Source organism: Thalassospira mesophila, assembly GCF_002115755.1.
In the GTDB taxonomy this organism is placed as follows: domain Bacteria; phylum Pseudomonadota; class Alphaproteobacteria; order Rhodospirillales; family Thalassospiraceae; genus Thalassospira; species Thalassospira mesophila.
The window spans coordinates 858,162-883,536 of the sequence record NZ_JFKA01000001.1 but is presented as its reverse complement, the minus strand read 5'-3'; the positions used below and the strand labels follow the sequence as shown (position 1 = coordinate 883,536).

The following is a 25,375-nucleotide window of genomic DNA, read 5'->3' as shown; positions in this document are numbered from 1 at the left end:
GCGAACCATTGGCAAGGCGGTTGTGCTGGCGGTACTGGCTCAAGCTGGCTCAGGCCGGTTGATGGTGCGCAATGGCATCCAGGATCGGGGCCAGATCGGTCCATAAATCATCGGGGTCTTCCATGCCAATCGACAGGCGCAAAATAATGCCGCTGGGTGCGTTGCCATCAAACTTGCGCATGGTGCCAATTGCCATCGGCACCATCAGGCTGTGGGTGCCGCCCCACGACGCGCCAATGGAAAATGTCTTTGCCTGGTCAATCAGCCCGTCCAGTTCGCCTGCCATATCAGCCGGGATCATAATGCTGAACAACGCACTGGCCCCGGCAAAATCGCGTTGCCACATGCCGTGTTGCGGAAATGTTGGCAAGGCCGGGTGCAAGATCAGGGCCGGGTCAATGATTTTGCTCATGCGCGTGGCAAAATTCAGCGCAACGTCGCTGCCGTGTTTTAAGCGCACCGCCATGGTTTCCATGCCGCGCAACACCAGCGAGCAATCATCGGGCGACACCCCAATGCCCAGCATGCTCATGGTGGATTTCAACTGTTTATAAACGCCCTCGTCGGTAACCGAGACCGAGCCCATCAGCAAATCGGAATGGCCGCTAAAATATTTGGTCAGGGCCTCCACCACAATATCTGCGCCATAGGCCAGCGGTTTGAAATGAAGCGGGCTGGCCCAGGTGTTATCCATTCCCACCAACACACCGCGATCATGGGCGGCCTTGGCAATGGCGGGCAAATCCTGCACTTCCATCGTCGCCGAACCGGGGCTTTCCACCCATATCAGCTTGACGCTATCGTCAATCAACCCGGCAATATCGCCACCAATCAACGGGTCATAAACCCGGTGCGCAATGCCGCGATCGGCCAAATACCCGTTGCACAGCGAACTGACCGGCGGATAGGCACAATCGGGGATCAAAACCGTATCGCCGGGTTTTAACAATGCCAGAAACACCACCGAAATAGATGCCTGGCCCGAGGGTTGCAGCATGGTATGCGCCGCCCCTTCAAGGGCGGAAATCGCGGCTTCCAGCGTGCGGCTGGTTGGCGTGCCATGCAGGCCGTAAATATAACCATCCGGTCCGCGATCCATCCGGTTGGCAAAGGCCGCCGCATTGGGAAAGGCAATGGTCGATGCGCGATACGTCGGCGTTGCCAGGCTGGCAAAACCTTCGTGCGAAACATGTGGCGGGCAAACACAAACGGTTTTGTCTTTCATGCGGGGCGCTCCTTGGCTCGGGAAAATGCAGCGTGTGAAAACACGATGGTGGAAGTGGCGGCGGTGGCGAAAGCAAGGGTGGCGAAAGCGACATCGGGCAACAATGTGCAAGCAATTTGAATTCTTAACAAATCGCATTTCATCACACCGCGCAAGGCTGTTCTGGCGGTTTCAAAACGCCGAAAAAAAAGGCTGCACGATAAAAACCGCACAGCCAGTTTATTCCCGAGCGGGAATGAAAGCCCGGCAATGGCAGTTGCCAAAACCGGACTTGTTCAAATAAAGCAGTTAAATTTCAACTATAGTCGCGCTGATCATCAATCACCTTGCCGTCATTGGGCAGGCTGCCCACCGTTGCCGGTTCAACCACCCCGCGTAGCTTGCACACATCATGCACGGTGGCACCCACCGCGTCGGCATTAAAATCGGCGGCATCGGTTTCGCAGGACAGCGTCATCACATCATTGTCGTTCACGCGTGAAACAACCAGCCGCGCCTTGGCAATTTCGGGGTGACGGCGCACCACTTCGGCCACCTGCTGGGGGTGGACAAACATGCCTTTAACCTTGGTGGTTTGGTCGGCCCGGCCCATCCAGCCTTTAATGCGCTGGTTGGTGCGCCCGCACGGGCTTTGCCCCGGCAAAATCGCCGACAAATCGCCGGTGGCAAAACGCACCAGCGGATAATCCATATTAAACGACGTTACCAGAACCTCGCCCACGTCGCCGTCGGCAACCGGAGTGCCGGTACCGGGGCGGACAATTTCAACAATAATGTCTTCGGCCACAATCATGCCGTCGCGCGCATCACTTTCATAGGCAATCAGGCCCAGATCGGCACTGGCATAACATTGCAGCATGGCAACACCGCGTTCGGCAAACCAGTCACGCAGTTTTTCCGGCAGCGCCTCGCCCGATACCAGCGCCCGGCTGATCGAGGACACATCCGCCCCCATGTCATCGGCTTTTTCGAGCAGGATTTTCAAAAACGATGGCGTCCCGGCATAGCCGGTCGGGCGGATATCGGCAATTGCCTTAACCTGCACTTCGGTTTGGCCCACGCCCGCTGGCACCACCGCACAACCGCACGCCCGCGCACCGCTGTCAAAAATAAAGCCGCCCGGCGTTAAATGATACGACATGCAATTGTGAATAACGTCACCGGGGCGAAAACCCGCCGCAAAATAGGCCCGGCCCATGCGCCACCAGTCATCGCCCTTGCCTTCCGGGTCGTAAATTGGCCCCGGGCTTTGAAAAATGCGGGCCAGCGCCCCCACCGGCGTTGCGTTCAACCCGGCAAAGGGCGGCTTTGCCGCCTGCATCGCGATCAAATCGGACTTGCGCGTCACCGGCAGCTTTGCCAGTTCCTGGCGGTTGGTAACCGCAACACTGGCGATATTTTGCAATATCGTGCCAAAGCCGGTGGATTTATCGCGCGCATGGGCAATCAACCCCGGCAAGGATGCCAGCAAACGGCCTTCGCGGGCATCGGGGGCCAGGGTTTCCTTGTCGTCGAAATAGGTTTGCAATGTCATGGCTGGTCCCGTTTGATAGAGTTTCGCCTAAAAGATAGCCTGTCGTCTCCCGCGCATCCCACGGCACATAAGGCAAAAAATGCCGTTTATAGCCAGCGTTTGCGCCGTTTATAGGATTTGATATTTTTAAAACTTTTGCGGTCTTCCGACCCGCCGCCAAGGTAAAATTCCTTAACGTCCTCGTTGTTCAAAAGCTCGTCGCGCGTGCCGTCTAGCACCACCTTGCCACTTTCCATAATGTACCCGTAATCGGCTACTTTTAAGGCAAAGTTGGCATTCTGTTCGACGATCAGCATGGTAATACCCTGATCGCGGTTGATTTTTTCGATAATGCCAAACACTTCTTTCACCAGCAACGGCGACAGGCCCATCGAGGGTTCATCAAGCAAAATCATTTTCGGGCGCGCCATCAAAGACCGGCCAATCGCCAGCATTTGCTGTTCCCCGCCCGACAAATACCCGGCCAGCCCGTTACGTTCGCGCAAACGCGGGAAATAGTCATAGACCATTTCGATATCGTCTTTAACGCCCTTGTCCTTGCGGGTATAGGCCCCCAGACGCAGGTTTTCCAGGCAGGTCATATCCTCGATAATGCGCCGCCCTTCCATCACCTGAAAAATGCCGGACCGCACGATATCTTCGGGGTATTTGTTGGAAATCGGCTTGCCATCAAAGGTTATTTCGCCGCGGGTCACTTCGCCGTCTTCGGTTTTTAACAGGCCCGATATGGCCTTGAGCGTGGTCGATTTCCCCGCCCCGTTGGGGCCAAGCAGCGTCACAATGCTGCCCTGCGGCACATCAAGCGACACGCCGCGCAATACAAGGATCACCTCGTCATAAACGACTTCGATGTTATTAACCGACAAAAGCGGCGGCGCGGTTTCGGTCTTGCGGGCGGGTTCGGACATAAATCACCTTCGCAATGGCAGCGATAAAAACAAAACAAATCAACAAAACAATGCTCAGAGCGGGGAAACGCCCCCGTCCCTGCCACCATGGTGCCGAAACCGTTTGGGAAAACAGCAGGTTCCGGCACCAGGCGGGAGACATCCTTTCAAACCGAAAGGAGGCTGATATTAATAACCAAGCCAGTCGTCACGGCGCGGCAGGGTCACGGTTTCAAGTTTGGTGACCTTGATGTTGCCGTCATGGGCTTGACCGCTATAGATATTGACGGTGTTAATCCCGCGATGATCTTCGGCCGTCCAGGTGGCCGGCATGCAAACGCCTTCCAGTCCTTTGGGCACCCAATCAGAACGGGCATACATGCCCTGTTTAATGTTCGGGCCGGTAATGCCGCCATTTTCCTTGGCCCATTCCATGGCTTCTTTCATGTAATAGACCGAACAAATGCCGCGAATGTAATGATGGGTGCGAAATTCCTTGCCCGACTTGTCCGATTCCTTGGAAATCTCGCGCACAAGATCCATGCCCGGAACGCCTTCGTCAGTCCAAAAGCTGGTCATCACCGGGAAGATGTAATTATCGACATCGCCAATGGTTTTCAGCGTTTCGTAATCACCCGCCCAGATATTGGCAAGCCAGGTCGGATCCGCCCCAACCGTACCGCAGGATTTCACCAGCGACACAACCGACGGGCCAAGGTTACCCAGGTAACCATAATCGGTTCCGGCTTCTTTCAGGGTCAGGCATTGCGCCTTGAAATCGCCCGGCTTCATCGACACCACAACCGGGTTGGTCACTTCAAACCCCAGTTCGTTGGCATATTCGGCGCAGGCTTCTTTGGGCGCGTTCGGGTAGGGGTGGTTATCGCCAATATGGCTAAATACCGGCTTGCCCTTGCCGCCCTTGTCTTTCCAGTCCTTTGCCGCCCATTGCACCATCGCGCGGCAAGCATCGGAATAGGATGCCCCGTAAAAGAAGTTATAGGGCGCAGGTTTGGCAGTTTTGGGGTTTTTGCCCGTCGGGTCGGTCAGATGGCCGGAATAGGATGCCGAGAAAACCGGCACTTCATCGCGGGCAACAAATGAAATCAGGGCTTCGGTATCGCCGGTTCCCCAGCCTTGCATCGCCACCATGTTGTTGCGCGACCGCCATTTTTTATAATTGGCAATCGCCTGGGGCACTTTATAGGCGTAATCGACGGATTCAAATTCCAGCGGGGTGCCGGCAATGCCGCCATTTTCATTAATATAAGACAGCGCATCACGGACCCCGTCGGCATAAAACTTGCCGATAAAGCCGGTTGCCCCGGTAATATCCATCAAATGGCCAACAAACACGCTGTCTTCGGCCTTTGCCGCGCCAACCGACATAGCGGTTGCGATCATCGCGGTAGCAGCAATCAGTTTCTTCATCTCGACGTCTCCCTGGACGTTTCATTGAACAAAAAAGCCTCCCGGTCTCCCCCGTATTTTTATTGTCCTGCCAGTATTATTATGGTGCGGCAGGTGGGGGTTTTGGTCAGTACGAGAAGGGATAAAGCTTCCAGTACGCCCTGATCTGTTGCCAGCGGTGTGATAACCCGTCGGGTTCAAAAATCAGGAACAGGATAATGGCCAGACCGATCGCCATCTCCTTGATATAGGCCAGGCCATCGGTCACAGCGGTGCTGTTGGCCCAGTCAAAAACGCTTAAGGCACTAACGCCGGTTTCCATCACCTCGGGCAACAGCACCATAAACACAGTGCCCATCAACGCCCCCTTTACCGATCCCAGGCCGCCAATAATGATCATGCCCAGAAACTGGATCGACAGCAAAATGGTGAAACCCTCGGCCGAGACATAGCCCAGATAATGCCCGTAAATCGCCCCGCCGATCCCGGCGTAGAACGATGAAACAGCAAAGCTGAGCAGGCGGTATTTGGTCAGGTTAATGCCCATAATTTCGGCCGACAGGTAATGGTCGCGCACCGCGACAAAGGCACGACCATCGCGCGAGCGCATCAGGTTGCTGCCCAGCACATACATGATGACCAGAAAAAACAGGCAGACATAAAAGAAGCTGAAATCATCAAGAACTTCATAGCCAAACACATTGATCGGGTTGGCCGCCGCCCCCGAAGACCCGCCGGTAAACCAGTCGGCCCGGGCAAAAAAGTCTTCTAAAATAAACTGGGCGGCCAATGTGGCAATCGCCAGATAAAGCCCCTTGATCCGGGCGGCAGGCAAGCCAAACAGCAACCCCACCGCCGCGGTTAACAGGCCCGCCAGCGGAATGGACAACAAAACCGGAATACCGGTATGGGTGTTGATCCAGGCCGAGGCAAAGGCCCCAAAGCCGAAAAATGCGGCATGGCCCAGCGAGATTTGCCCGGTAAAACCAACCAGAATATTCAGGCCCAGGGCGGCAATGGCAAAATAGGAAATCTGGATAAACAGATTAACGTAATAGCCATCAAGCACAAAGGGCATCAATGCGGTTGCCACCACGCCACACACGGCGGCATAACGCACGAAAGTCGTATCGAAAATACGGGTGTCCTGGCGATAGCTGGTGCGAAAATCGCCGCAGGGACGCATTGAAAAGCCGGCCATAATGGTTCGTCCCCCAGATCAGATACGTTCGATGTCTTTGGTGCCAAACAGGCCATAGGGCTTGATGCACAAAATAACGATCAGCACATAAAACGGTGCGATGGAAAACAGGTTGCCCCAGTGCAGATACTGCCCGTCGACAAATTCAGCCCCGTTTTCAAGCAGGCCAATAATCACCCCGCCCACGATGGCGCCGATGATGGAATCAAGCCCGCCGAGAATAACCGCCGGAAACACCTTGATCCCGATAACCGACAGGCCCGACGACACGCCGTTGACCATGCCAATAACAATACCGGCCACCCCCGAAACCATCGCCGATATCGCCCACGACATGGCAAACACGGTTTTCACCGAAATGCCCAGGCTTTGTGCCACCTGCTGGTCAAACGCCGTGGCGCGCATCGCCAGCCCCAGTTTGGAATATTTAAAGAACCAGTAAAACGCCACCATGATCACAAGCGATATGCCCAAACTCATGATATAGGCGGTTTCAATTTGCATACCGCCAATGGAAATAGCCCGGGTTTCAAAGACTTGCGGATAAGTTGCCGTGGTTGCCCCGAAAATCCATTTGGTGGCCGACTGAAAGAAAATCGACAGGCCAATGGTGACCATGATCACGGAAATGATCGGCTCGCCAATCATGGGGCGCAGCACCACCAGTTGCAAAATCACCCCGAATGCCAGCATGAACAGCAGGGTAAAAATGAACCCCAGCCAGAACGGCATCTGGAATTCGACCAGAAACGCATAACAAACCCATGCGCCGATCAGCAAAAATTCGCCCTGGGCAAAGTTAACCACCTGGGTCGATTTGTAAATCAGCACAAAACACATGGCGACGACGCCATACAGCATGCCAACAATCAGCCCGTTTAGCAGCAACTGGAACAAAAGTTCAAAATTCATGGTGCCATCCCTGTCATGGCGAGGATGTTGCCACCCCCGGTTTTGGTTTTTGGCCGCGTCTTTTTCGTCGGCTTATTCGGCGGCTTTCGGGGTGCTGTTTTCGCCCCCCCTTCCTTCCAGATCAACAACCTGCACGCTGGTTTGAATCCGCGTTTTTGTGCCATCCTGAAAGGTAATCATGGTGTCGATATCGACCTTGGGCGTGCCCGAATAAACCGCATCGATAATGTCGGCATATTTTTCGGCCACCACCCCGCGGCGCACCTTGCGCGTGCGGGTCAGTTCGCCGTCATCAGCGTCGAGTTCCTTGTAAAGCAACAAAAACCGGCGAATGCGCTGTGCTTCGGGCAGGGTTTCGTTTACCTGGCGCACTTCCTCGGCGATCATGTCGTACACTTCGGTTTGTGCGGACAGGTTGGTATAGTTGGTAAAGGAAATGCCGCGCTGTTCGGCCCATTTCGCCATGATCGAAAAACGGATGCAAATCATGGCCGACAAAAACGGCAGGCCCTTGCCCAAAATCACGGCCTCGGCAATGAAGGGCGAAAATTTCAGTTTGTTTTCAATAAACTGCGGCGAATAGCGCACCGCATTCGACGTTTCCGCCAAATCCTTCATCCGGTCAATTACAACCAGATGTTTATTGCTATCCTTGAAATAACCGGCATCCCCGGTATGCATCCAGCCATCGACAATGTCTTCGTCATAGGCGGTCTGGTTTTTATAATAGCTGGTGAACATGCCCGATGTGCGCGCAACAATTTCGCCAACCCCGTTTTCATCACTGTTGATGACCTTGATTTCGGAATTGTCAAACGCCACACCCACGGTATCAAAATCAATATCGTCAGGCCGGTGAATGGTATAGGCACCACACAGTTCGGTCTGGCCATAAAGCTGGCGTAACGGCACCCCCATCGCATGGAAAAACTTGAAGGTTTCCGGCCCCATTGCCGCCCCGCCGGTCGCAGCCGATCGCAAATTGCTAAATCCCAGCCGGTCTTTTAGCGCATTCATCAGCAAAATATCGGCAGCCCTGGAATGCCCACCTGCATCGAGCGCACCGCGGGCCAGCTTCATGCCCCAGTCATACATTTTCTGTTTGAACGGGGTAGAATCCATCATGCGCGCACGCACATCGGCGGCAATGGATTCCCACACACGCGGGGCCAGCAGCACAAAATTCGGTCCGATCTCGCGCAGATCGGCCATCATGGTTTCCTGTTCTTCAACAAAATTTACAATCTGGCGGCTGACCAGCGACTGCCCGACCACATAAACCTGTTCCATAATCCACGGCAGCGGCAACACCGACACATAATTGTCGCCCGGCAGCTTGGGGTCGGCGCGCAAATAGGCGGCACAATGATGAAGAAAATCACCGGCATTCATCATCGCGATTTTCGGTTTGGACGTGGTGCCCGATGTGGTGCAGAAAATGGCGCATTCATTGCCGCGCGTATCATTCACCATACGGTCATAGGCCTGCGCGTCGGCGGCATCCGCCTTGCGGCCCAGCTCATAGAGGTCTTCCACCGACATCAGGCGCGGATCATCATATTTGCGCATCCCGCGCGGGTCGCAATAAACAATCCTGTCCACGGTTGGAATCTGGTCCCCCAGTTCCAGCAGCTTGTCGCATTGTTCTTCATCTTCGGCGATAATCACGCGGGCTTCGCCAAAGGTAATTAAAAACGCCACTTCGTCATGCAGGCTGTCTTGATACAGCCCCAGCGACCGGGCGCGCAACGCATGGGCGGAAATTTCGGCCCACACCCATTCCGGGCGGTTTTCGCCAATAATGCCCACCACATCGCCCGCACCAATGCCCAGCTCGCGCAGGCCAAGGCTCATCCATTTGACGCGGTCGTTATAATCTTTCCAGCTAAATTCCTGCCAGACGCCAAATTCCTTTTCGCGCAGGGCAACATCGCCGGGCCAGTTTTTGGCGTTATAGGCCAGCACCTTGGGAAACGTATCAAGCGTCGCAATGTCGGCATAGTCAGGCGTCGTATATTTCTTCATTGTTATGCGACCTTCCCGGAAACGCTGTCGTCTTCGTCGTCTTCTTCGCCGAGATAGGCTTTTTTCACATGGGCATTGGCCATGACTTCGGCGGGCAGCCCTGCGGCAATTTTCCGCCCGAAATCCAGCACCATGACGCGGCTGGAAATATCCATCACCACCCCCATGTCATGTTCGATCATCACAACCGTCATGCCCCATTCTTCATTCAAATCAATGATGAAGCGGGCCATGTCTTCCTTTTCTTCCAGGTTCATCCCGGCCATCGGCTCGTCGAGCAAGATCAGGTCGGGGCGCAGCGCCACCGCGCGCGCCAGTTCCACCCGCTTGCGCAACCCATAGGAAAGGGTGCCTGCTGTTGCCTTGCGAATGTGGGAAATTTCCAGAAAATCGATCACGTCTTCACAGAATTTTCTGTGTTCAAGTTCTTCGTTCTGCGCGCCCGAAAACCAGTAAAGCGCGCCAGTGAAAAAGTTGTTTTTCAACAGGTGATGACGCCCGACCATGATGTTATCAAGCACCGACATATGGCCAAACAGCGCCAGGTTCTGAAAGGTGCGGCCAATGCCCAGTTCGGCCCGGGCATTGGGCTTCATCCCGGTCACGTTCTGGCCCTTGAAATGAACCCCGCCCGTGGTCGGATGATAACGCCCGGAAATGCAGTTCAGCATCGATGTTTTACCCGCCCCGTTGGGGCCGATAATCGAAAACAGTTCGCCTTTCTGCACCGAAAAGCTGACGTCACTCAACGCGCGCACGCCGCCAAAAACCAGCGACACGTCGTTGATACTTAAAATGGGCTCCGGTGACGTCATCGTCGTGGTATCCTCCCTGACCTGGGCCGGGTTCATTGCTTTTGTCACCCGTTTCGGGGCCGCAACAATGAACCGTCCAAATTTCAGCATTTCCCTGATTTGCGTCTGTTATTTTTACCTTGCCGGTCGATACCGAAAAGGCCGCAACGCAATTAATACGTATTTGAGTACCAAATTCACACTATAGCGTCAACGCGTTGCAAGCCCTTCGCTTTGCACCAAAACGGCATACCGCACCGCACAACCAGTTTGCGCGCGCAACCACGCTTAATCGGCATCAACATTCCGTAACGTTAATATTGCAAAGGTGCCACAGCCAATGCCGGGAAATTATCGCATTGCGGCATTGTAAAAAACGTTTCTCAACTTAACATTTCATCGTTTGCGGGCTGTTTTTTGAAATATCGTTTCGTAAAACCGGGGCCGATTCGCGCCCGGCACGGCCCGGTCAAAGCCGATATCACTGCGCATCACCGCAACAATGGCACCTGCCGCGCGTTTGCGACCGCGCGCTATCACGGGCCATATAATGGCACACCAGCCATACCCGTTGTTTCAGCCCCGATCACACACGAGACTCGCACGCTCCCACGCCAGATATGGTTGGGGAAGGCCGCATTTTTGCTGCCAATGCCGATATAAGACCGCCACCGGCCTGCCCGCAAAACGGGCAAAGCATTGTTATCAGGATGATTTCGCGAAAGACCCTTTTCGAGGTCTGGACTTTCACCCCGATTTGTGGTGTAACGCCCTCGCACTTCTTATGTGTATCGTGACCCGCGTCACGGTCAACAGATAGCCCACCGCTCGGCGCTCCGACGGTCGGGGTGTCTTGTCACGACAAGCCCTTTAACCACCTTGAGGAGGGTCTGATGTCCATTTGTGGCAAAGACAACCTGCAAACGCGCCGCACTTTGAAGGTCGGGGATGAATCCTTCGATTATTTCAGCCTTAAAGCTGCATCCGAAAAAATCGGCGACGTTTCCAAACTGCCGTTCACGCTAAAGGTCGTTCTTGAAAACCTTTTGCGTTACGAAGACGATTTCACCGTGAAAGCTGACGACGTCAAAGCCGTCGTTGAATGGCTGAAATCTCGTAAAAGCTCCCACGAAATCAACTATCGCCCGGCCCGCGTGCTGATGCAGGACTTCACCGGCGTTCCCGCCGTTGTCGACCTTGCCGCCATGCGTGATGCCGTGGTTAATATGGGTGGCGACGCCCAGAAGGTGAACCCGCTTTCACCGGTTGATCTCGTCATTGACCACTCGGTCATGATTGACTTTTTTGGCACCGACGACGCACTCGACAAAAATATGGAAGTCGAGTTCGAACGTAACGGCGAACGTTACGAGTTTCTGCGTTGGGGCCAGAATGCATTCAACAATTTCCGCATTGTCCCGCCGGGGGCCGGCATTTGCCACCAGGTAAACGTTGAATATCTTGCCAAGGTCGTCTGGACCGGCAAGGACGACAACGGCAAAACCGTGGCTTATCCCGATACTCTGGTTGGCACCGATTCCCACACCACCATGGTTAACGGCCTTGCCGTTCTGGGTTGGGGTGTTGGTGGTCTCGAAGCCGAAGCCGCCATGCTGGGCCAGCCGATTTCGATGCTGATCCCGGAAGTTGTCGGTTTCAAGCTGACCGGGGCGATGAAAGAAGGCATCACTGCAACCGATCTGGTTTTGCGTGTTGTTGAAATGCTGCGCGAAAAAGGCGTTGTTGGCAAATTCGTCGAATTTTATGGCGACGCGCTGGCGCACATGTCCTTGCCCGACCGCGCAACCATCGGCAACATGGCACCGGAATATGGTGCGACCTGTGGCTTCTTCCCGATCGATGATGAAACCCTGAACTATATGCGGTCGACCGGTCGTTCCGAAGAACAGATCGCGCTGGTTGAAGCATATGCCAAAGAACAGGGCATGTGGGGCGACCCCGATCTGGAAGCGGTTTACACCGATACGCTGGAACTCGACATTTCCACCGTTGAACCGGCACTGTCCGGGCCGAAACGCCCGCAGGACCGCGTTTTGCTGAAAAATGCTGTTTCCAGCTTTACCAAAACCTTTGCCGATATGGCACCAGGTGTTGATGCCGACCGTACCGTCGTTGTCAAAGGCGAAGATTTCGCCATGAAAGACGGTAACGTTGTTATCGCTGCCATCACGTCTTGCACCAACACCTCGAACCCGAGTGTGCTGATTGCGGCGGGTTTGCTGGCGAAAAAGGCTGTTGAACTGGGTCTGCACAGCAAGCCGTGGGTTAAAACCTCGCTTGCACCGGGCTCGCTTGTGGTTGCCGACTATCTTGAAAAAGCCGGCCTGCAGGATTACCTCGACAAGCTTGGCTTTAACGTCGCCGGTTTTGGTTGCACCACGTGCATTGGTAACTCTGGTCCGCTGGCCGCCCCGATTGCGGGTGCCATCGAAGACCAGGACATGCTGGTAACCGCTGTTCTGTCGGGCAACCGTAACTTTGAAGGCCGCATCAGCCCGCATGTGAAGGCAAACTATCTTGCTTCTCCGCCGCTGGTTGTTGCCTATGCCCTTGCGGGTAACCTGAAGGTCGATCTTAATAACGACCCGCTGGGCCAGGACAAGGACGGCAAAGATGTGTTTTTAAAAGACATCTGGCCGACCAACAAGGAAATCGCCGATACCATCGCGACCTCGATTTCGGCCAAGATGTACAAAGACCGTTACGACAACATCTTTGCCGGTCCGAAGCCGTGGCAGGAAATCCAGGTCACTGAAGGGGAAACCTATCAGTGGAACAACAAATCAACCTATGTTCAGAACCCGCCTTATTTTGTTGATATGGCTGCTGAACCGGGCGATTTCTCGGATGTTCACGGCGCACGTCCGCTGCTGATCCTGGGTGATTCCGTAACGACCGACCATATTTCACCGGCCGGTTCGATCAAGGAAGAAAGCCCGGCAGGCGAATACCTGAAGGAAAACGGCGTCGCCGTTCGTGACTTCAACTCCTATGGCGCACGCCGTGGTAACCATGAAGTCATGATGCGCGGCACCTTTGCCAACATCCGTATCCGTAACGAAATGGCACCGGGCACCGAAGGCGGTGTTTCGGTTCATTACCCGTCCGCCGATCAGGGCTGGGTTTATGATGTTGCCATGCGCTATCAGGAAGAAGGCACGCCGCTGGTGGTTATCGCCGGGCAGGAATATGGCACGGGTTCTTCGCGCGACTGGGCAGCCAAAGGCACCAATCTTTTGGGTGTTAAGGCTGTTATCGCCGAAAGCTTTGAACGTATTCACCGCACCAACCTGGTCTGCATGGGCGTTTTGCCGTTGCAGTTCAAGGATGGCGAAGGCCGCAAGTCCCTTAAACTGGACGGCACGGAAACCTTTGATGTCGAGGGCATTGCCAATGGCATTACCCCGCAGCAGGATGTCAAGGTTCGTATCACCCGCAAGGATGGTTCGACCGAGGAAGCAACTGTTGTGTGCCGCATCGATACCGAAAACGAAGTTCTGTATTTCCAGAATGGCGGTATCTTGCAGTTCGTTCTGCGCAACATGATCAAGGATGCTGCCTGATTTTCAAACCCTTCGGGGTTTAATCGGCAAATTTCAAAAACACCCCGTCAGATTTTTTCTGGCGGGGTGTTTTTTTAGTTTTGAATTGATCTATCCCCTAACGTGTGGTGCCATAATTGCGTAGGTGTTAGGGAATATTATGCCCCGGTCCTCCCACGCAGGAGCAAAACCCTTGTATTTAACCACTTGTTGCACCGAATAATGACGCGTTACGCCAAAATCCCGGCCCCGCTGTTAACGGTGCGTGTTGGAACTTTGACGCACGGCCAGGTTCTGACCTGCAACCCGGAGCTGCCGCTTGGCGACGCCATCGCCCTGATGCATCGTCAGCGGCGAAGCTCGATCGTTGTGACGCTCGAAAACAAACCCGTTGGCGTCTGGACAGAACATGACTGTCTTGGCATCAGCGCTGAAGACCCGTCTGCCTTTCTGCGCCCGATTTCCGACTGGATGTCGTCGCCGGTACGCACAATGTCGGCCCATGCCTCGGTCGAGGCGGCAACATTTCGCATGCGCCGCGATAAATTGCGCCATCTGATCATTATCGATGATCAGGAATGCCTGGTCGGGATTGTCAGCCAAAGCGATTTGATCCGCGTACCCAGTGCCATTCACCCCTTGCGCGAACGCGATGTTGCCTCGATCATTCGCCGCAACACCGTCAGTGTACCGGGCGACACCCCGATTGGCCTGCTTCAGGCGGCGATGAAAGAAGGCGAATGCGACAGCGCCATTGTCTTTCAGCCCGTAACCCCGGAGATGCCCGAAAATACCTCCTCCCCGATCAATGACGCCCGCCCCGATCTGGCGGGTTCGGGTGACGATAGCGGGCCGGTCACGGGCACCATCGGCATTGTTACCGAACGCGATATTGTCGGCTATCTGGTGCATCGCAGTGCCTCGGGCTCGGCATGGGAAATTGCCAGCCGCCCGGTACGCCGGGTTTCCGACCATACCAGCTTGCAAGATGCCCGCCAGATCATGATCGACCATCAGATCCGCCATCTTGTGGTCACCGATACACAGCAGAACGTGCTGGGCATTTTATCGTTCAATGACCTTCTGGCCTCGATCGAACAAGACTATCTGCAGCATATGCACGATGCGATGGAAGACCGCGACACGGCGCTGGCGCGGGCGCAAAAATCGCTGCATCTCAGCCGCAAGATCATTGAAAGTTCGCCCGACGGCATCATCATTGTCGATGATCAGGGCAAGATCGAGGATGTAAACCCGTCCTTTACCCGCGTTACCGGCTATAGCCGCGCCGAGGCCATTGGCCAAAGCCCCAATCTGTTGCAATCGGGCCGCCATGACCGGGCATTTTACGAAGACATGTGGCAAAGCATTACCCGGGCCGGGCGCTGGCAGGGCGAAATATGGAACCGGCGCAAATCGGGCGAGATTTACCCCGAATGGCTATCAATCATTGCCATTCGCGATGAAGAAGGCCGGGTGTTGCAATATGCCGGGATTTTTTCCGACATTACCGATCGCAAACAAACCAGCGAGGACATTCGCCGCCTGTCGCATTTTGATGAGCTGACCGGCTATCCCAACCGGCGCCGATTTATTGATGTGCTGGGCCGCACCCTGAACGAATGTCGCGGCAACAAGGACAGCGTAGCGGTTTTGCTGGTTGATATTGATAATTTCCAGCGCATCAACAACACACTGGGCCACACCATTGGCGACGATGTGCTGGTTGATTTTGCCGGGCGCTTGCACCGGGCGTTGCCGGGGGATGCCATTCTGGCGCGCATGGGCGCAGACGATTTTGCAATTTTGCTGCCGCAAAAAGGTGGCAAGGATACCCTTGAAACCATGGCCCAGGATTTGATGGAGGTATTTAACCAGCCCCATTTTTCCGCATCGGGCGGCGAGCTGTTTATTACCGCCAGCATGGGCATTACCCTGTATCCGCGTGATGGCAACGACACCACCATGTTATTGCGCAATGCCGAAATTGCCATGCTGCGCGCCAAAAACCACGGGCGCAACCGGTTCAATCACTATAACCGGTCAATGAACACCATCAACAGCAACACCCTGGCCCTTGAAAGCGATTTGCGCCACGCACTGGAACGGCGCGAGCTGTATTTGGCCTATCAGCCCCAATTCATTGCCAATGATGGCGGGCTTTCGGGGTTTGAAGCCCTGATCCGCTGGCGTCATCCCAAACATGGCGAACTTCCACCTGGTAAATTCATTCCGCTGGCCGAAGAAATTGGCATGATTGATGAAATCGGCCTGTGGGTATTGCGCACCGCGTGCAGCCAGACCGTAAAATGGCGGCAGCGCGGCCTGCATAACATCACCATGGCGGTCAATGCCTCGCTGCAGCAATTTAACAGCCCGATCGAATTTGGCGACCTGGTGTCGTCGGTGTTAAATGAAACCGGGCTGGCCGGTGACCGGTTGGAAATTGAAATCACCGAAAGCCTGTTCATGCAGGATATCGACGATACCTGCCGCAAATTGCAACGCATCAGTGATCTGGGGGTTAAAATTGCGCTCGACGATTTTGGCACCGGCTTTTCCAGCCTGAGTTATCTGCGCCATGTGCCGTTTGACGTGCTGAAAATTGACCGCAGTTTTGTCAATGATATTGGCAAAGGCATTGGCGGCAGCGAACTGGTGCGCACCATCATCAACATGGCGCACAATCTGGGCAAAACCTGCATCGCCGAAGGGGTCGAAACCCCGCAACAAGAACAGTTCCTGCGCGATAACGGCTGTGATTTTCTGCAAGGTTTCCTGCGCGGGCGCCCCGTGCGCGCCGAAGAAATCGAAAGCAGCTTTGCCCATCTGTTCACCAATGATCGCCGCCAGTTCCCGGTATAACGGGCCCTTAAAAAAAGGGCGGAAACGGCACCCCGTTTCCGCCCGGTATTTATGCCATCCCCGTCAGGATATTATCCCATCAGGCCCTGAATCAGGATAAAGGCAATTGCCAGCGGCGCGATGAATTTCACCACAATGCCCCAGCCATTGATCCAGAACGGAACCGTGCCGTTATGCGCGGCAATATCGGCCTTTGCCGCGCCCCAGACAACCCAGCCGACAAACAGCGAAATAAACAGCCCGCCAATCGGCAGCAGCAATTTCGACGACAGGAAATCCATCAGATCAAAGAAGGTCATGCCGAAAAATTTGGTATCGGCCATCATCCCCATCGACAACGACGACGGAATGCCCAAAAAGAAAATGATGACGCCCACAACGATGGATGCCATTTTGCGATTAACGCCACGATCATCAACGAAATAGGCGACCACAACTTCCAGAATTGACACCGACGATGTCAGGGCCGCAATCGCGAGCAACAAGAAGAACAGGAAGGCGAAAAACGCGCCAAACGGCATTTGCGCAAAAACAGCTGGCAGCGTGATAAATGTCAGGCCCGGGCCTGCTGCCGGGTCAAAGCCAAAGGCAAACACGGCAGGCAACACCAGCAAACCGGCCAAAACCGCAACGGCGGTATCAAGCAGGGTAACCCAGCCCGCTGCCCCGGAAATGTTTTCCTTTTTCGACAGATACGAACCATAGGTGATCATGGCCCCCATGCCCAGCGACAGCGAGAAAAACGCCTGCGACAGTGCATCGGACACCGTATGCCAGGTCACCTTGGAAAAGTCCGGCTGCAACAAAAAGGCCAAGCCTTTATCTGCACCGGGCAACGTCACGGCGCGCACAATTAGCACCAGAAGCAGCACGAACAAGGCTGGCATCAAAATTTTCGATGCCCGTTCAATGCCACTGCCAATGCCCGAAAGCACCACAAACACCGTCAGCGCCATGAAAATGGCATGGTAAAACAGCGGCGAAATACTGCCGGAAATAAAGCCGCCAAAGGCTGCACCCAGCACCGCCGGATCGCTGCTGGAAATAGCCCCGCTCACCGATTTGACCATATAGGCAATCGTCCAGCCCGCAACGACACTGTAAAACGACAGGATCATGAAGGCGGCGGCAACCCCGCACAAACCCACCAGCGGCCAGGCACCACCTTTAAGCTTTTTAAACGCGCCAATGGCGTTCTTTTCGGCCATGCGGCCAATCACCATTTCGGCCAGCATCACCGACAGGCCGATTGTAAAGACCAGTGCCAGATAAATCAGCAGGAACGCGCCGCCCCCGTTAACCCCTGCCATATAGGGAAATTTCCAGATATTACCCAAACCAACGGCTGACCCCGCAGCCGCCAGAATAAAGCCGAGGCGTGACCCCCAATGTTCACGTTTCATCATTACCTGCAAACCCTCTTGTCTTGCGGTCTCGTTTCACACCCGTTCGCGGGGTGATGGACCGGCTTTTCTTTTAAATTTTGATCATTGGCCGCGGCACCCGTCCGCTGCCATTGGCACCACGCATAAACCGCAGCTAATATCACCCTTTAGCAGAAAACGCCGGTGAATGGAGCATCCATTTACGCAAAAAACCACATGTTTTCGTAACCTGTGGTTGCTTCAACCGCTTGTGATTGGCAGGTGATGGGGCAATCGGCAATGATAGGGCCATGAAAACACATTCACTCAAACTTTTGCGGGGTTCCGCCCTGGCAGTCTGGCTTGCGCTTGCTGTTCCCGGCCCGGCCCACGCCGCCGCAGGGCAAAGCACCAGCCAAACCCCGCAGGCAGTTGTCGAACTTTTCACCTCCGAGGGATGCAGTTCCTGCCCGCCGGCCGATGCGGTTTTGCGTGATATTTCCACCGAAACAGATGACCTGCTTTTGTTGTCGTTCCATGTCGATTACTGGAACTATCTGGGCTGGAAAGACCGTTTTTCCGAACCAGTCTATACCGACCGCCAGCGCAAATATGCCGCCTTCCAGCATGAAAGCTATGTTTACACCCCGCAAATCATGATCAATGGTGCGGGCTCGGTACGCGCCACCCACAAGGACGCCATCCTGAAGGCCGCCTTGCAAAAGCCCTCCTCGCTGGCATCCTGGGTGACGATTAAAACCGATGCCACCGCCGGGCAAAAACCGGGTGGCATTGTGGAACTGGCGGCCACCCCTGGCAACGCACCGACAAAGCCGCTTAAAATCTGGCTGGTCGGGTTTGACCGCCACGCCAGCACCGATGTTGAAGCAGGCGAAAATGCCGGGCGCAATTTAACGCATGTTAATATCGTGCGCGAGCTGGACGATCTGGGCACGTGGGATGGCAAACCGCGCGAAATTCCGGTGCGGCTGGAATATGAATGCAATGGCGGCATCGCTGTTTTGTTGCAGGAAGAAAATGGCGGCCCCATTCGCAGCGCCGGGATGGCGCGCTTTTACTAGGTGCCGGGATGGCAGATTTTCATTGAACTCCCGCACGGTACGTTTTTATTAAAATAATGTGCAAAACCCACCGCAAAAGCCCACAGATTGACCTGAAACAAAGTCATCTTGCCAAATGTCGGATAAAGCATGATTCCCGTCACACTTCACGGTATAGAAGTGCATGACATGTGAATGGTTTGTGTGGCCTGGATGACTGTTTTTACCGGTTCTGATCTTACCTGCCGCCGTGGTGAACGTCTTGTTTTCGCCGATCTGGCGTTCGAGGCACATCCGGGCGATGCCCTGATGCTGCGCGGACGTAATGGTGCTGGCAAGTCCAGCCTGTTACGCCTGATGGCCGGTTTGTCCGAACCGTTAACCGGTTCCATTTGCTGGAAAAATCAAAATATCCGTCACGATTTACCCGCCCATCGCGCCCGCCTGCAATATCTGGGGCATCAGGATGCGGTTAAACCTGTTCTCACCGTGCGCGATAATCTGCGTCTATGGGCCAGCCTGCGTGATGTTGATAACAGCGACGCCGCCATTGATTATGCGTTAAATGCCCTGGGCATTTTGCATTTGGCCAAAACCAGTGGCCGGTTTTTATCAAGCGGGCAAAAACGCCGCACCGCCCTTGCCCGTATTCTGATTGGCGAGTGCGACCTTTGGTTACTTGATGAACCGACCGTCGGGCTGGACCGCGAATCCTGTGCCGATCTGGCCCGCATCATTGATGATTTTCGCGCACGCGGCGGCATTGTGGTTTATTCAACCCATATTGATCTCGATGTTGGCAGCCCGCGCAGTGTTGATCTCGACGAATTTGCCATGCCGATGTTTGACTGGCTCGCTCAGGATCATGATTTTGATGATGGTGACGAAAACGACGATGAGACTGGCACCACCGCCAAATCGCGTTCCCCGGCGCACGATTTTTCGGGGATTGCATGAAAATACTGATGGCCATATTGGCGCGTGACCTGCGCCTTGCGCTTCGTCAAGGTGCCGATTCAATTATGGTGGTAGCCTTCTTTATCGTCACCACCACGCTGTTTCCTTTTGGCGTGGGACCGGAAGCCAATATTCTGGCCCGTATTGCATCGGGGGTTATCTGGGTTTCGGCCCTGCTGGCCGCGATGCTGTCACTGGAGCGGGTCTTTCAGACCGATTTTGAAGACGGCACGCTGGAACTTTTGTCGCTGTCGCCCGTCCCGCTCGAACTGGTTGTTCTGGGCAAGGTTCTGGCACACTGGCTGACAACGGGCCTGCCGCTGATCATTGCCGCACCGTTAATGGCGGTGATGCTAAATATGAACAGTGCCGGTTTTGGTACCTTGATGCTGGCCATGCTGGTCGGCACACCGGCCCTTAGCCTGATCGGGGCGATTGGGGCGGCGTTAATTCTGGGCGCGCGTCGCGGCGGGGTTCTGGTATCGGTGCTGGTCTTGCCACTTTATATTCCGGTGCTTATTTTTGGCGCCGGTGCCGTTGAAGCCGCCCTTTTGGGCCTGCCCGCCGGTGAACATATACAAATTATGGGGGCCATCCTGCTTTTGACACTGGCCCTTGCCCCGTTCGCAGCGGCCCGTGCCCTGCGGCTGGCGGTGGAATAAAGACAAAACCCGCGCCCTGCCAGCTATCCGGCCCGCCGGATGACTGCAGGCAAAAACATTGAGAAAGACCGACAAACCGGCCCGGAAAAGAAATTTTTCGCCCGTGATGCGAATGGACAAGGAAAAATGCATCGTTTCGCCAAACCAAGTGTGTTTCTGAAACTGGCCAGTGCTGTCATGCCCTGGGCCATCGGCATTACGGTGTTGACCCTGGCTGTGGGCCTGTATCTGGCGCTGGTTGTTTCCCCTGCTGATTATCAGCAGGGTGATACCGTGCGCATCATGTATATCCATGTGCCCGCCGCATGGATGGGCCTGTTTTGTTATGTCGGCATGGCGATTTGTGGCGCCATGAGCCTGATCTGGAAACATCCGCTGGCCGACATTGCCGCGCGCGCCACCGCGCCTATTGGTGCCACCTTCACCGCCCTGTGCCTGATTACCGGGTCGCTGTGGGGGGAGCCGATGTGGGGCACATGGTGGGTGTGGGATGCACGCCTGACCTCGATGCTGATTTTGCTGTTTTTGTATCTGGGCTATATGGCGCTGGTAAATGCCTTTGACGACCCGGAACGTGGGTCAAAGGCCGGGTCGGCGCTGGCGCTGGTGGGGGTTATCAATGTGCCGATTGTCAAATTTTCGGTCGACTGGTGGAACACCCTGCATCAACCGGCATCGGTGGCCCGAATGGGCGGGCCCAGCATCGACCCCAGCATGCTCTGGCCGTTGTTTCTGATCGCGGTCGGCTTTACCGGCTATTACGTGATCGTGCTGATTTTGCGCGTGCGCCTTGAACTGAACGAACGCCGCATTCGCGCCCTGCAACTTAGCGGCATTGGCGAGGACAGCCCCGGCAATGCCCAACCGGCCTATAACCCCGAACAGGCAGGAGCCGGCAAATGACCGATTTTTTTGAAATGGGCGGCTATGCCGGTTATGTCTGGTCCAGCTACGGCCTTGCCACCATTGCCTTGCTGGTTTTACTGATGGTCAGCCTGCGCGGATTGACAAAAAGCCGCCGCGACCTTGCCCATCTTGAAACCCTGTTAAAATCCCGACGGCCCCGGCGCAAAAAAGCGCCCGTCCGCCAGCCTTAAGCGGAGGTCATCCACGTGTCCCTGTCCCGTGCCAAATCGCGCAAACGTCAACGCCTGTATCTGATCGGCGCGGCCCTGCTGGCGGCTGCCGGTGCCGCCGCCCTTGGCCTGACGGCGTTTCGCGATTCCGTTGTGTTTTTCTTTAGCCCGACCGAACTTGCCGAACAATCACCCATGGACACGGGCCGCCGCCTGCGCATTGGCGGGCTGGTCGAGGAAGGATCGTTGCAAAAACTTGATAATGGCAGCACGGTCACCTTTACCGTCACCGACCTGCAGCATGATGTGCAGGTTTCCTATACCGGCATCCTGCCCGACCTGTTTCGCGAAGGCCAGGGTGTGGTTGCCGAAGGCCATATGAACCCCAAAGGCCAGTTCGTTGCCCAGGAAGTTCTGGCCAAACACGATGAAAATTACATGCCCCGCGAAGTGGCGGATGCCTTGAAAAAAAGTGGCCATTGGGAAGAAATCGAAAAGAAAAATGCCAAAAATATGCGTAATTAAGCCATATTTTTGAACCATCAGAAATATCAGGGATATTTCTTGTTGGGACGATTTCAGTTTGGCGCACTTTCGTATAGCATCACCGACCATCGCAAGATGGCAGGGGGAACCCTGTTTTCCGCATGACAGGATAAAGCACCACACGGCATGATCGCAGAAACCGGACATTTCGCCCTTATTCTTTTGTTGATGCTGGGCTGCTGCCAGGCTGTTATCTTTTCGCCGCTTGGGGTGCTGTTTCGCCGTCCGTCTTTATCGGCGACAAGCAGCCCGTCGTTGCAAATGGCGGGCACTGCAGGCACGATAACGGCCGACAAAACCGGCTGGTGGCGCAGCTTTTCACAGGCGGCTTTTCGGCCTTTTTCGTCGGACAATATCGCACCGGCCCCAACCGGCCCGATCTGGCCGTTGCCCTTGCTGATTTGCCTGTTGGCAATTGGCGCGCAAGGAAGCCTGATTTACAGCTTCGTCATCAGCGATTTTACCCTGCCGCTGGTCACCCATTACAGCCATTCGTCAACGCCGGTTTTTTACCGTATTGCGGCCTCCATCAGCCCCGATCGCGGCGCGACCCTGCTGTGGATCACGCTGACATCGCTGGCGACCATTTTGGTTTTGCTGCAAAACGCGATTTTTAAAAAATCGGAAAATGCCCACGCCATTGTCGGCGTGATGGGCCTGATCATTGCGCTTTTGGCCGCCAGTGTCCTGATCGACGGCGACCCGTTTGCCCGCATTGGTGACCCGCCGCTTGATGGCCAGGGGTTTGATCCGCAATCCCAAGATATCCTCGACATTTTCTATTCGCCCATCCTGCATGCCGGGTTGGCCGGGCTTTCGATCATTTTTGCCGCCACCGTTGCCGCCCTGCCGCGTGCCCGCCTGAACCGCGCCTGGGCCGAAATGCTGCGCCCGTGGGCGTTATTGTCATGGACGTTGCTGGGTGCCGCCATGATGATCAGCGCTTATCGCGCCTATGCCGAGCAAAGCTGGGGCAACTGGTGGTACTGGGATGCCTCTGAAAATGCCGTGTTGCTGCCATGGTTGCTGGCAACGGCGTTTTTGCATTGCCTGGCGGTTCTAGAAAAAACCGAAGCCCTTAAACCCTGGACCGCCCTTTTGGCCCTTTCGACATTCGGCGCAGGCTGGTTTGGCACCTTTCTGGCCCGCTCCGACCTTTTGGGGCCGCTTCCCGAATCCTTGCGCGCCAGTGGCGATAATGCGGTTTTGCTGATCGGCTTTTGTTTTCTTTTTGCCGGGGCCTATTACCTGTTTTCACGCGCTGCCGGGCATTTGCGCGAAAATGCCGATTTCACCCTGGTCTCGCGCGAAAGCGGCATGTTTATCAACAGCGTGCTACTTGCGGTTGCGGCGGCCATTGTCATGATCGGCACGGTTTATCCGCTGTTTTTGCGCTGGCTGGGCGGCACCATCATTACGGTTGGCCCGCCATTTTTTGTTCAGGCCCTGATGCCCGTTACCCTTGCCATGTTGCTGTTAATGGGCCTGTCGCCCACACTGCGCTGGCGGGTAGACGGCGCGGCATCGGTGGGACGGCGCATGAAACTGGCCCTGATCCTGTCGGTTATTGTGACCCTGTTTGTCTGGATGCGCCATATCGATGCGCCGCCCTTGCCGTTGCTCGGCATTGGTCTGGCGGCATGGGTGGTAACGGCAGCCCTTGGCGATCTGTGGGAAAAACTGTGGCGCCACCGCGACCACGGTGAAAGCAAATACCGCAACATCAAAATGCTGGGCCCGCGCTATATCGGCATGTCGCTGGCCCATATTGGCATGGCGTTGCTGATTGCCGGTGGTTCGGCCAGCAGCCTGTGGGAAGAACAGGCGGTTTTGTCCGCCCGCACCGGGCAAAGCATCGAAATCGGGCCCTATAATTTGCAATATGAGGGGGTTTCCTTATTGCCGGGCGAAAACTTTGCCACCCGCAAAGCCAAATTCATCATCTATCGCAATGCGCAGCCGGTCAGCGAACTTTACCCTGAAGTTCGCTATTACCCGATCCGCGGTGTTGAAACCAAGGAATCGGCGATCTGGCATGGCCGCGATGGCGATTTGCATGTGTCGATCGGGGATCGCGCCGAAGATAGTGGCCGCATCGTTGATGTGCGCTTTTTACCCATGATGCCATGGGTTTGGGCGGGCATGCTGCTTATCTTACTAGGCGGGGTCATTAACATGCTGACCCGCATGATCCTGCTTTTCAAGAAGAACGGAGTATCCGCCCCATGAGGTTCTGGATCGCTGTCATACCGCTAGTCCTTTTTGCAGCATTGGCCGGGATATTTCTGACCAATATCGGCAAGGATCAATCCGTTATTCCATCGGCCCTGATAGGCAAACCCGCGCCCGAATTTTCGCTGCCGCCGCTTCCGGGCCGCGACAAGGGCATTTCGCGCGCCGATCTGACGCAGGGCCATGTTTCGGTGGTTAATGTCTTTGCCTCCTGGTGCGTGCCGTGCCGTGCCGAACACCCGATGATCAAACGCCTTGCCGCCGAAGCGGGCGTTCCGGTCTATGGCCTGAACTACAAGGAAAAAGACCCGCAGGACGGGGTAAACTGGCTAGATGAACTGGGCGATCCCTATACTGCGGTAGGTATGGATATTTCCGGACGAACCGGTATTGATTTCGGGGTATACGGCGTGCCGGAAACCTTCATCATCGATGGGGATGGCAAAATTGCCTATAAACAGGTGGGGCCGATTGATGCCGAAACACTGGAAAACGTGCTTTTGCCGAAAATCAGGGAGTTGAAAAAAGGATGATGCGCTTCTTTCGCCCAAACAGGCCGATCTGGCTGGCAATGCTGGCTGTTGTGCTGACCCTGACTTTTTATGCCCGCCCGGCTTTTGCGGTGAACCCCGATGAAATGCTGTCGGACCCGGTGCTGGAAGGCCGTGCCCGCGAAATAAGCCAGGAACTGCGCTGTCTGGTGTGCCAGAACCAGTCGATCGATGATTCCGATGCCGATCTGGCCCATGATTTGCGCGTTCTGGTCCGCGAACGTTTGCTGGCGGGCGATAGCAACCAGCAAGCCATCGATTACATTGTCGCGCGCTATGGCGATTATGTGTTACTGAACCCGCCGCTAAAACCCGATACCTATATCCTGTGGGCCAGCCCGTTTATCTTGCTTATTCTGGCAGCCTTGGCCGTGGTTGGGTTCTATCGCCGCAAAAAACGCGATGGCCGCATCGCACCGGCAAACCTGACCGATCAGGAACGCAAACGCCTTGACGAAATTCTAAGTCCTTCGGGGGATTAAGCCACTGATGACCGCTATGAACGGCAGC

At 55.2% G+C, this 25,375-nt stretch carries 20 protein-coding genes; 11 read left to right on the top strand and 9 right to left on the bottom strand.

Annotation, left to right across the window (positions count from 1 at the left end; genetic code table 11):
* Positions 1 to 49 precede the first annotated feature (49 nt).
* The 8 genes from TMES_RS03905 to TMES_RS03865 form a co-directional block, all read right to left on the bottom strand.
* Positions 50 to 1,225, bottom strand: coding sequence for a trans-sulfuration enzyme family protein (locus tag TMES_RS03905; RefSeq protein ID WP_085579534.1), 1,176 nt, complete (start codon positions 1,223 to 1,225; stop codon positions 50 to 52).
* A 295-nt stretch (positions 1,226 to 1,520) separates the two neighbouring features.
* Positions 1,521 to 2,759, bottom strand: coding sequence for a phenylacetate--CoA ligase family protein (locus tag TMES_RS03895; RefSeq protein ID WP_085579530.1), 1,239 nt, complete (start codon positions 2,757 to 2,759; stop codon positions 1,521 to 1,523).
* Positions 2,760 to 2,845: 86 nt separating this feature from the next.
* Entirely contained in the window at positions 2,846 to 3,667 is an 822-nt protein-coding gene (locus TMES_RS03890) for an ABC transporter ATP-binding protein (RefSeq protein ID WP_085579528.1), read from the bottom strand.
* Positions 3,668 to 3,835: 168 nt separating this feature from the next.
* A complete protein-coding gene (locus TMES_RS03885) occupies positions 3,836 to 5,077 on the bottom strand; it encodes an ABC transporter substrate-binding protein (protein ID WP_085579527.1) in 1,242 nt (413 codons plus the stop codon).
* 106 nt (positions 5,078 to 5,183) lie between these two features.
* Positions 5,184 to 6,257: a branched-chain amino acid ABC transporter permease gene (locus TMES_RS03880; RefSeq protein WP_085579526.1), complete on the bottom strand. Its 1,074-nt coding sequence runs from the start codon at positions 6,255 to 6,257 to the stop codon at positions 5,184 to 5,186.
* 18 nt (positions 6,258 to 6,275) lie between these two features.
* Positions 6,276 to 7,169 (bottom strand): branched-chain amino acid ABC transporter permease, encoded by an 894-nt coding sequence (locus TMES_RS03875; RefSeq protein ID WP_085579524.1) that lies wholly within the window; start codon positions 7,167 to 7,169, stop codon positions 6,276 to 6,278.
* A 72-nt stretch (positions 7,170 to 7,241) separates the two neighbouring features.
* The gene (locus tag TMES_RS03870; protein ID WP_085579522.1) at positions 7,242 to 9,194 is read right to left on the bottom strand and encodes a long-chain fatty acid--CoA ligase; all 1,953 of its coding nucleotides are present in this window, start codon (positions 9,192 to 9,194) and stop codon (positions 7,242 to 7,244) included.
* A gap of 2 nt (positions 9,195 to 9,196) precedes the next feature.
* Entirely contained in the window at positions 9,197 to 10,009 is an 813-nt protein-coding gene (locus TMES_RS03865) for an ABC transporter ATP-binding protein (RefSeq protein WP_085579892.1), read from the bottom strand.
* 872 nt (positions 10,010 to 10,881) lie between these two features.
* Between TMES_RS03865 and acnA the strand changes: the two genes are divergently transcribed.
* Positions 10,882 to 13,572, top strand: coding sequence for an aconitate hydratase AcnA (acnA, locus tag TMES_RS03860; protein ID WP_085579520.1), 2,691 nt, complete (start codon positions 10,882 to 10,884; stop codon positions 13,570 to 13,572).
* A 201-nt stretch (positions 13,573 to 13,773) separates the two neighbouring features.
* Entirely contained in the window at positions 13,774 to 16,416 is a 2,643-nt protein-coding gene (locus TMES_RS03855; RefSeq protein WP_085579518.1) for an EAL domain-containing protein, read from the top strand.
* 71 nt (positions 16,417 to 16,487) lie between these two features.
* On the opposite strand, the gene TMES_RS03850 is transcribed toward TMES_RS03855, so the two are convergent.
* On the bottom strand, positions 16,488 to 17,822 hold the full coding sequence (locus TMES_RS03850) for a sodium-dependent transporter (protein ID WP_085579516.1): 1,335 nt from the start codon (positions 17,820 to 17,822) through the stop codon (positions 16,488 to 16,490).
* 269 nt (positions 17,823 to 18,091) lie between these two features.
* On the opposite strand from TMES_RS03850, the gene TMES_RS03845 reads away from it, so the two are divergent.
* From TMES_RS03845 to TMES_RS03805, 9 genes are all read left to right on the top strand, one after another.
* Entirely contained in the window at positions 18,092 to 18,862 is a 771-nt protein-coding gene (locus tag TMES_RS03845; protein ID WP_085579514.1) for a DUF1223 domain-containing protein, read from the top strand.
* Positions 18,863 to 19,054: 192 nt separating this feature from the next.
* Positions 19,055 to 19,798 (top strand): heme ABC exporter ATP-binding protein CcmA, encoded by a 744-nt coding sequence (ccmA, locus tag TMES_RS03840; protein ID WP_085579890.1) that lies wholly within the window; start codon positions 19,055 to 19,057, stop codon positions 19,796 to 19,798.
* The gene (gene ccmB / locus TMES_RS03835) at positions 19,795 to 20,460 is read left to right on the top strand and encodes a heme exporter protein CcmB (protein ID WP_085579512.1); all 666 of its coding nucleotides are present in this window, start codon (positions 19,795 to 19,797) and stop codon (positions 20,458 to 20,460) included. Before ccmA ends, ccmB begins: the two co-directional genes overlap by 4 nt.
* 126 nt (positions 20,461 to 20,586) lie before the next feature.
* Positions 20,587 to 21,363 (top strand): heme ABC transporter permease, encoded by a 777-nt coding sequence (locus TMES_RS03830; RefSeq protein ID WP_085579888.1) that lies wholly within the window; start codon positions 20,587 to 20,589, stop codon positions 21,361 to 21,363.
* Positions 21,360 to 21,557, top strand: coding sequence for a heme exporter protein CcmD (ccmD, locus tag TMES_RS03825; protein ID WP_085579510.1), 198 nt, complete (start codon positions 21,360 to 21,362; stop codon positions 21,555 to 21,557). Before TMES_RS03830 ends, ccmD begins: the two co-directional genes overlap by 4 nt.
* A gap of 15 nt (positions 21,558 to 21,572) precedes the next feature.
* Entirely contained in the window at positions 21,573 to 22,061 is a 489-nt protein-coding gene (gene ccmE / locus TMES_RS03820) for a cytochrome c maturation protein CcmE (RefSeq protein ID WP_085579508.1), read from the top strand.
* A 147-nt stretch (positions 22,062 to 22,208) separates the two neighbouring features.
* A complete protein-coding gene (locus TMES_RS03815; protein WP_085579506.1) occupies positions 22,209 to 24,311 on the top strand; it encodes a heme lyase CcmF/NrfE family subunit in 2,103 nt (700 codons plus the stop codon).
* Positions 24,308 to 24,847: a DsbE family thiol:disulfide interchange protein gene (locus TMES_RS03810; RefSeq protein WP_085579504.1), complete on the top strand. Its 540-nt coding sequence runs from the start codon at positions 24,308 to 24,310 to the stop codon at positions 24,845 to 24,847. The genes TMES_RS03815 and TMES_RS03810 overlap by 4 nt, the downstream gene beginning before the upstream one ends.
* Positions 24,844 to 25,347, top strand: a complete 504-nt coding sequence (locus TMES_RS03805) for a cytochrome c-type biogenesis protein (RefSeq protein WP_085579502.1) — start codon at positions 24,844 to 24,846, stop codon at positions 25,345 to 25,347. Before TMES_RS03810 ends, TMES_RS03805 begins: the two co-directional genes overlap by 4 nt.
* Positions 25,348 to 25,375 lie beyond the last annotated feature (28 nt).

Bases quoted from the DNA above. Each gene is read 5' to 3' on its own strand.
- TMES_RS03905 (WP_085579534.1), bottom strand. From the start codon at position 1,225: ATGAAAGACAAAACCGTTTGTGTTTGCCCGCCACATGTTTCGCACGAA.
- TMES_RS03895 (WP_085579530.1), bottom strand. From the start codon at position 2,759: ATGACATTGCAAACCTATTTCGACGACAAGGAAACCCTGGCCCCCGAT.
- TMES_RS03890 (WP_085579528.1), bottom strand. From the start codon at position 3,667: ATGTCCGAACCCGCCCGCAAGACCGAAACCGCGCCGCCGCTTTTGTCG.
- TMES_RS03885 (WP_085579527.1), bottom strand. From the start codon at position 5,077: ATGAAGAAACTGATTGCTGCTACCGCGATGATCGCAACCGCTATGTCG.
- TMES_RS03880 (WP_085579526.1), bottom strand. From the start codon at position 6,257: ATGGCCGGCTTTTCAATGCGTCCCTGCGGCGATTTTCGCACCAGCTAT.
- TMES_RS03875 (WP_085579524.1), bottom strand. From the start codon at position 7,169: ATGAATTTTGAACTTTTGTTCCAGTTGCTGCTAAACGGGCTGATTGTT.
- TMES_RS03870 (WP_085579522.1), bottom strand. From the start codon at position 9,194: ATGAAGAAATATACGACGCCTGACTATGCCGACATTGCGACGCTTGAT.
- TMES_RS03865 (WP_085579892.1), bottom strand. From the start codon at position 10,009: ATGACGTCACCGGAGCCCATTTTAAGTATCAACGACGTGTCGCTGGTT.
- acnA (WP_085579520.1), top strand. From the start codon at position 10,882: ATGTCCATTTGTGGCAAAGACAACCTGCAAACGCGCCGCACTTTGAAG.
- TMES_RS03855 (WP_085579518.1), top strand. From the start codon at position 13,774: ATGACGCGTTACGCCAAAATCCCGGCCCCGCTGTTAACGGTGCGTGTT.
- TMES_RS03850 (WP_085579516.1), bottom strand. From the start codon at position 17,822: ATGATGAAACGTGAACATTGGGGGTCACGCCTCGGCTTTATTCTGGCG.
- TMES_RS03845 (WP_085579514.1), top strand. From the start codon at position 18,092: ATGAAAACACATTCACTCAAACTTTTGCGGGGTTCCGCCCTGGCAGTC.
- ccmA (WP_085579890.1), top strand. From the start codon at position 19,055: ATGACTGTTTTTACCGGTTCTGATCTTACCTGCCGCCGTGGTGAACGT.
- ccmB (WP_085579512.1), top strand. From the start codon at position 19,795: ATGAAAATACTGATGGCCATATTGGCGCGTGACCTGCGCCTTGCGCTT.
- TMES_RS03830 (WP_085579888.1), top strand. From the start codon at position 20,587: ATGCATCGTTTCGCCAAACCAAGTGTGTTTCTGAAACTGGCCAGTGCT.
- ccmD (WP_085579510.1), top strand. From the start codon at position 21,360: ATGACCGATTTTTTTGAAATGGGCGGCTATGCCGGTTATGTCTGGTCC.
- TMES_RS03815 (WP_085579506.1), top strand. From the start codon at position 22,209: ATGATCGCAGAAACCGGACATTTCGCCCTTATTCTTTTGTTGATGCTG.
- TMES_RS03810 (WP_085579504.1), top strand. From the start codon at position 24,308: ATGAGGTTCTGGATCGCTGTCATACCGCTAGTCCTTTTTGCAGCATTG.
- TMES_RS03805 (WP_085579502.1), top strand. From the start codon at position 24,844: ATGATGCGCTTCTTTCGCCCAAACAGGCCGATCTGGCTGGCAATGCTG.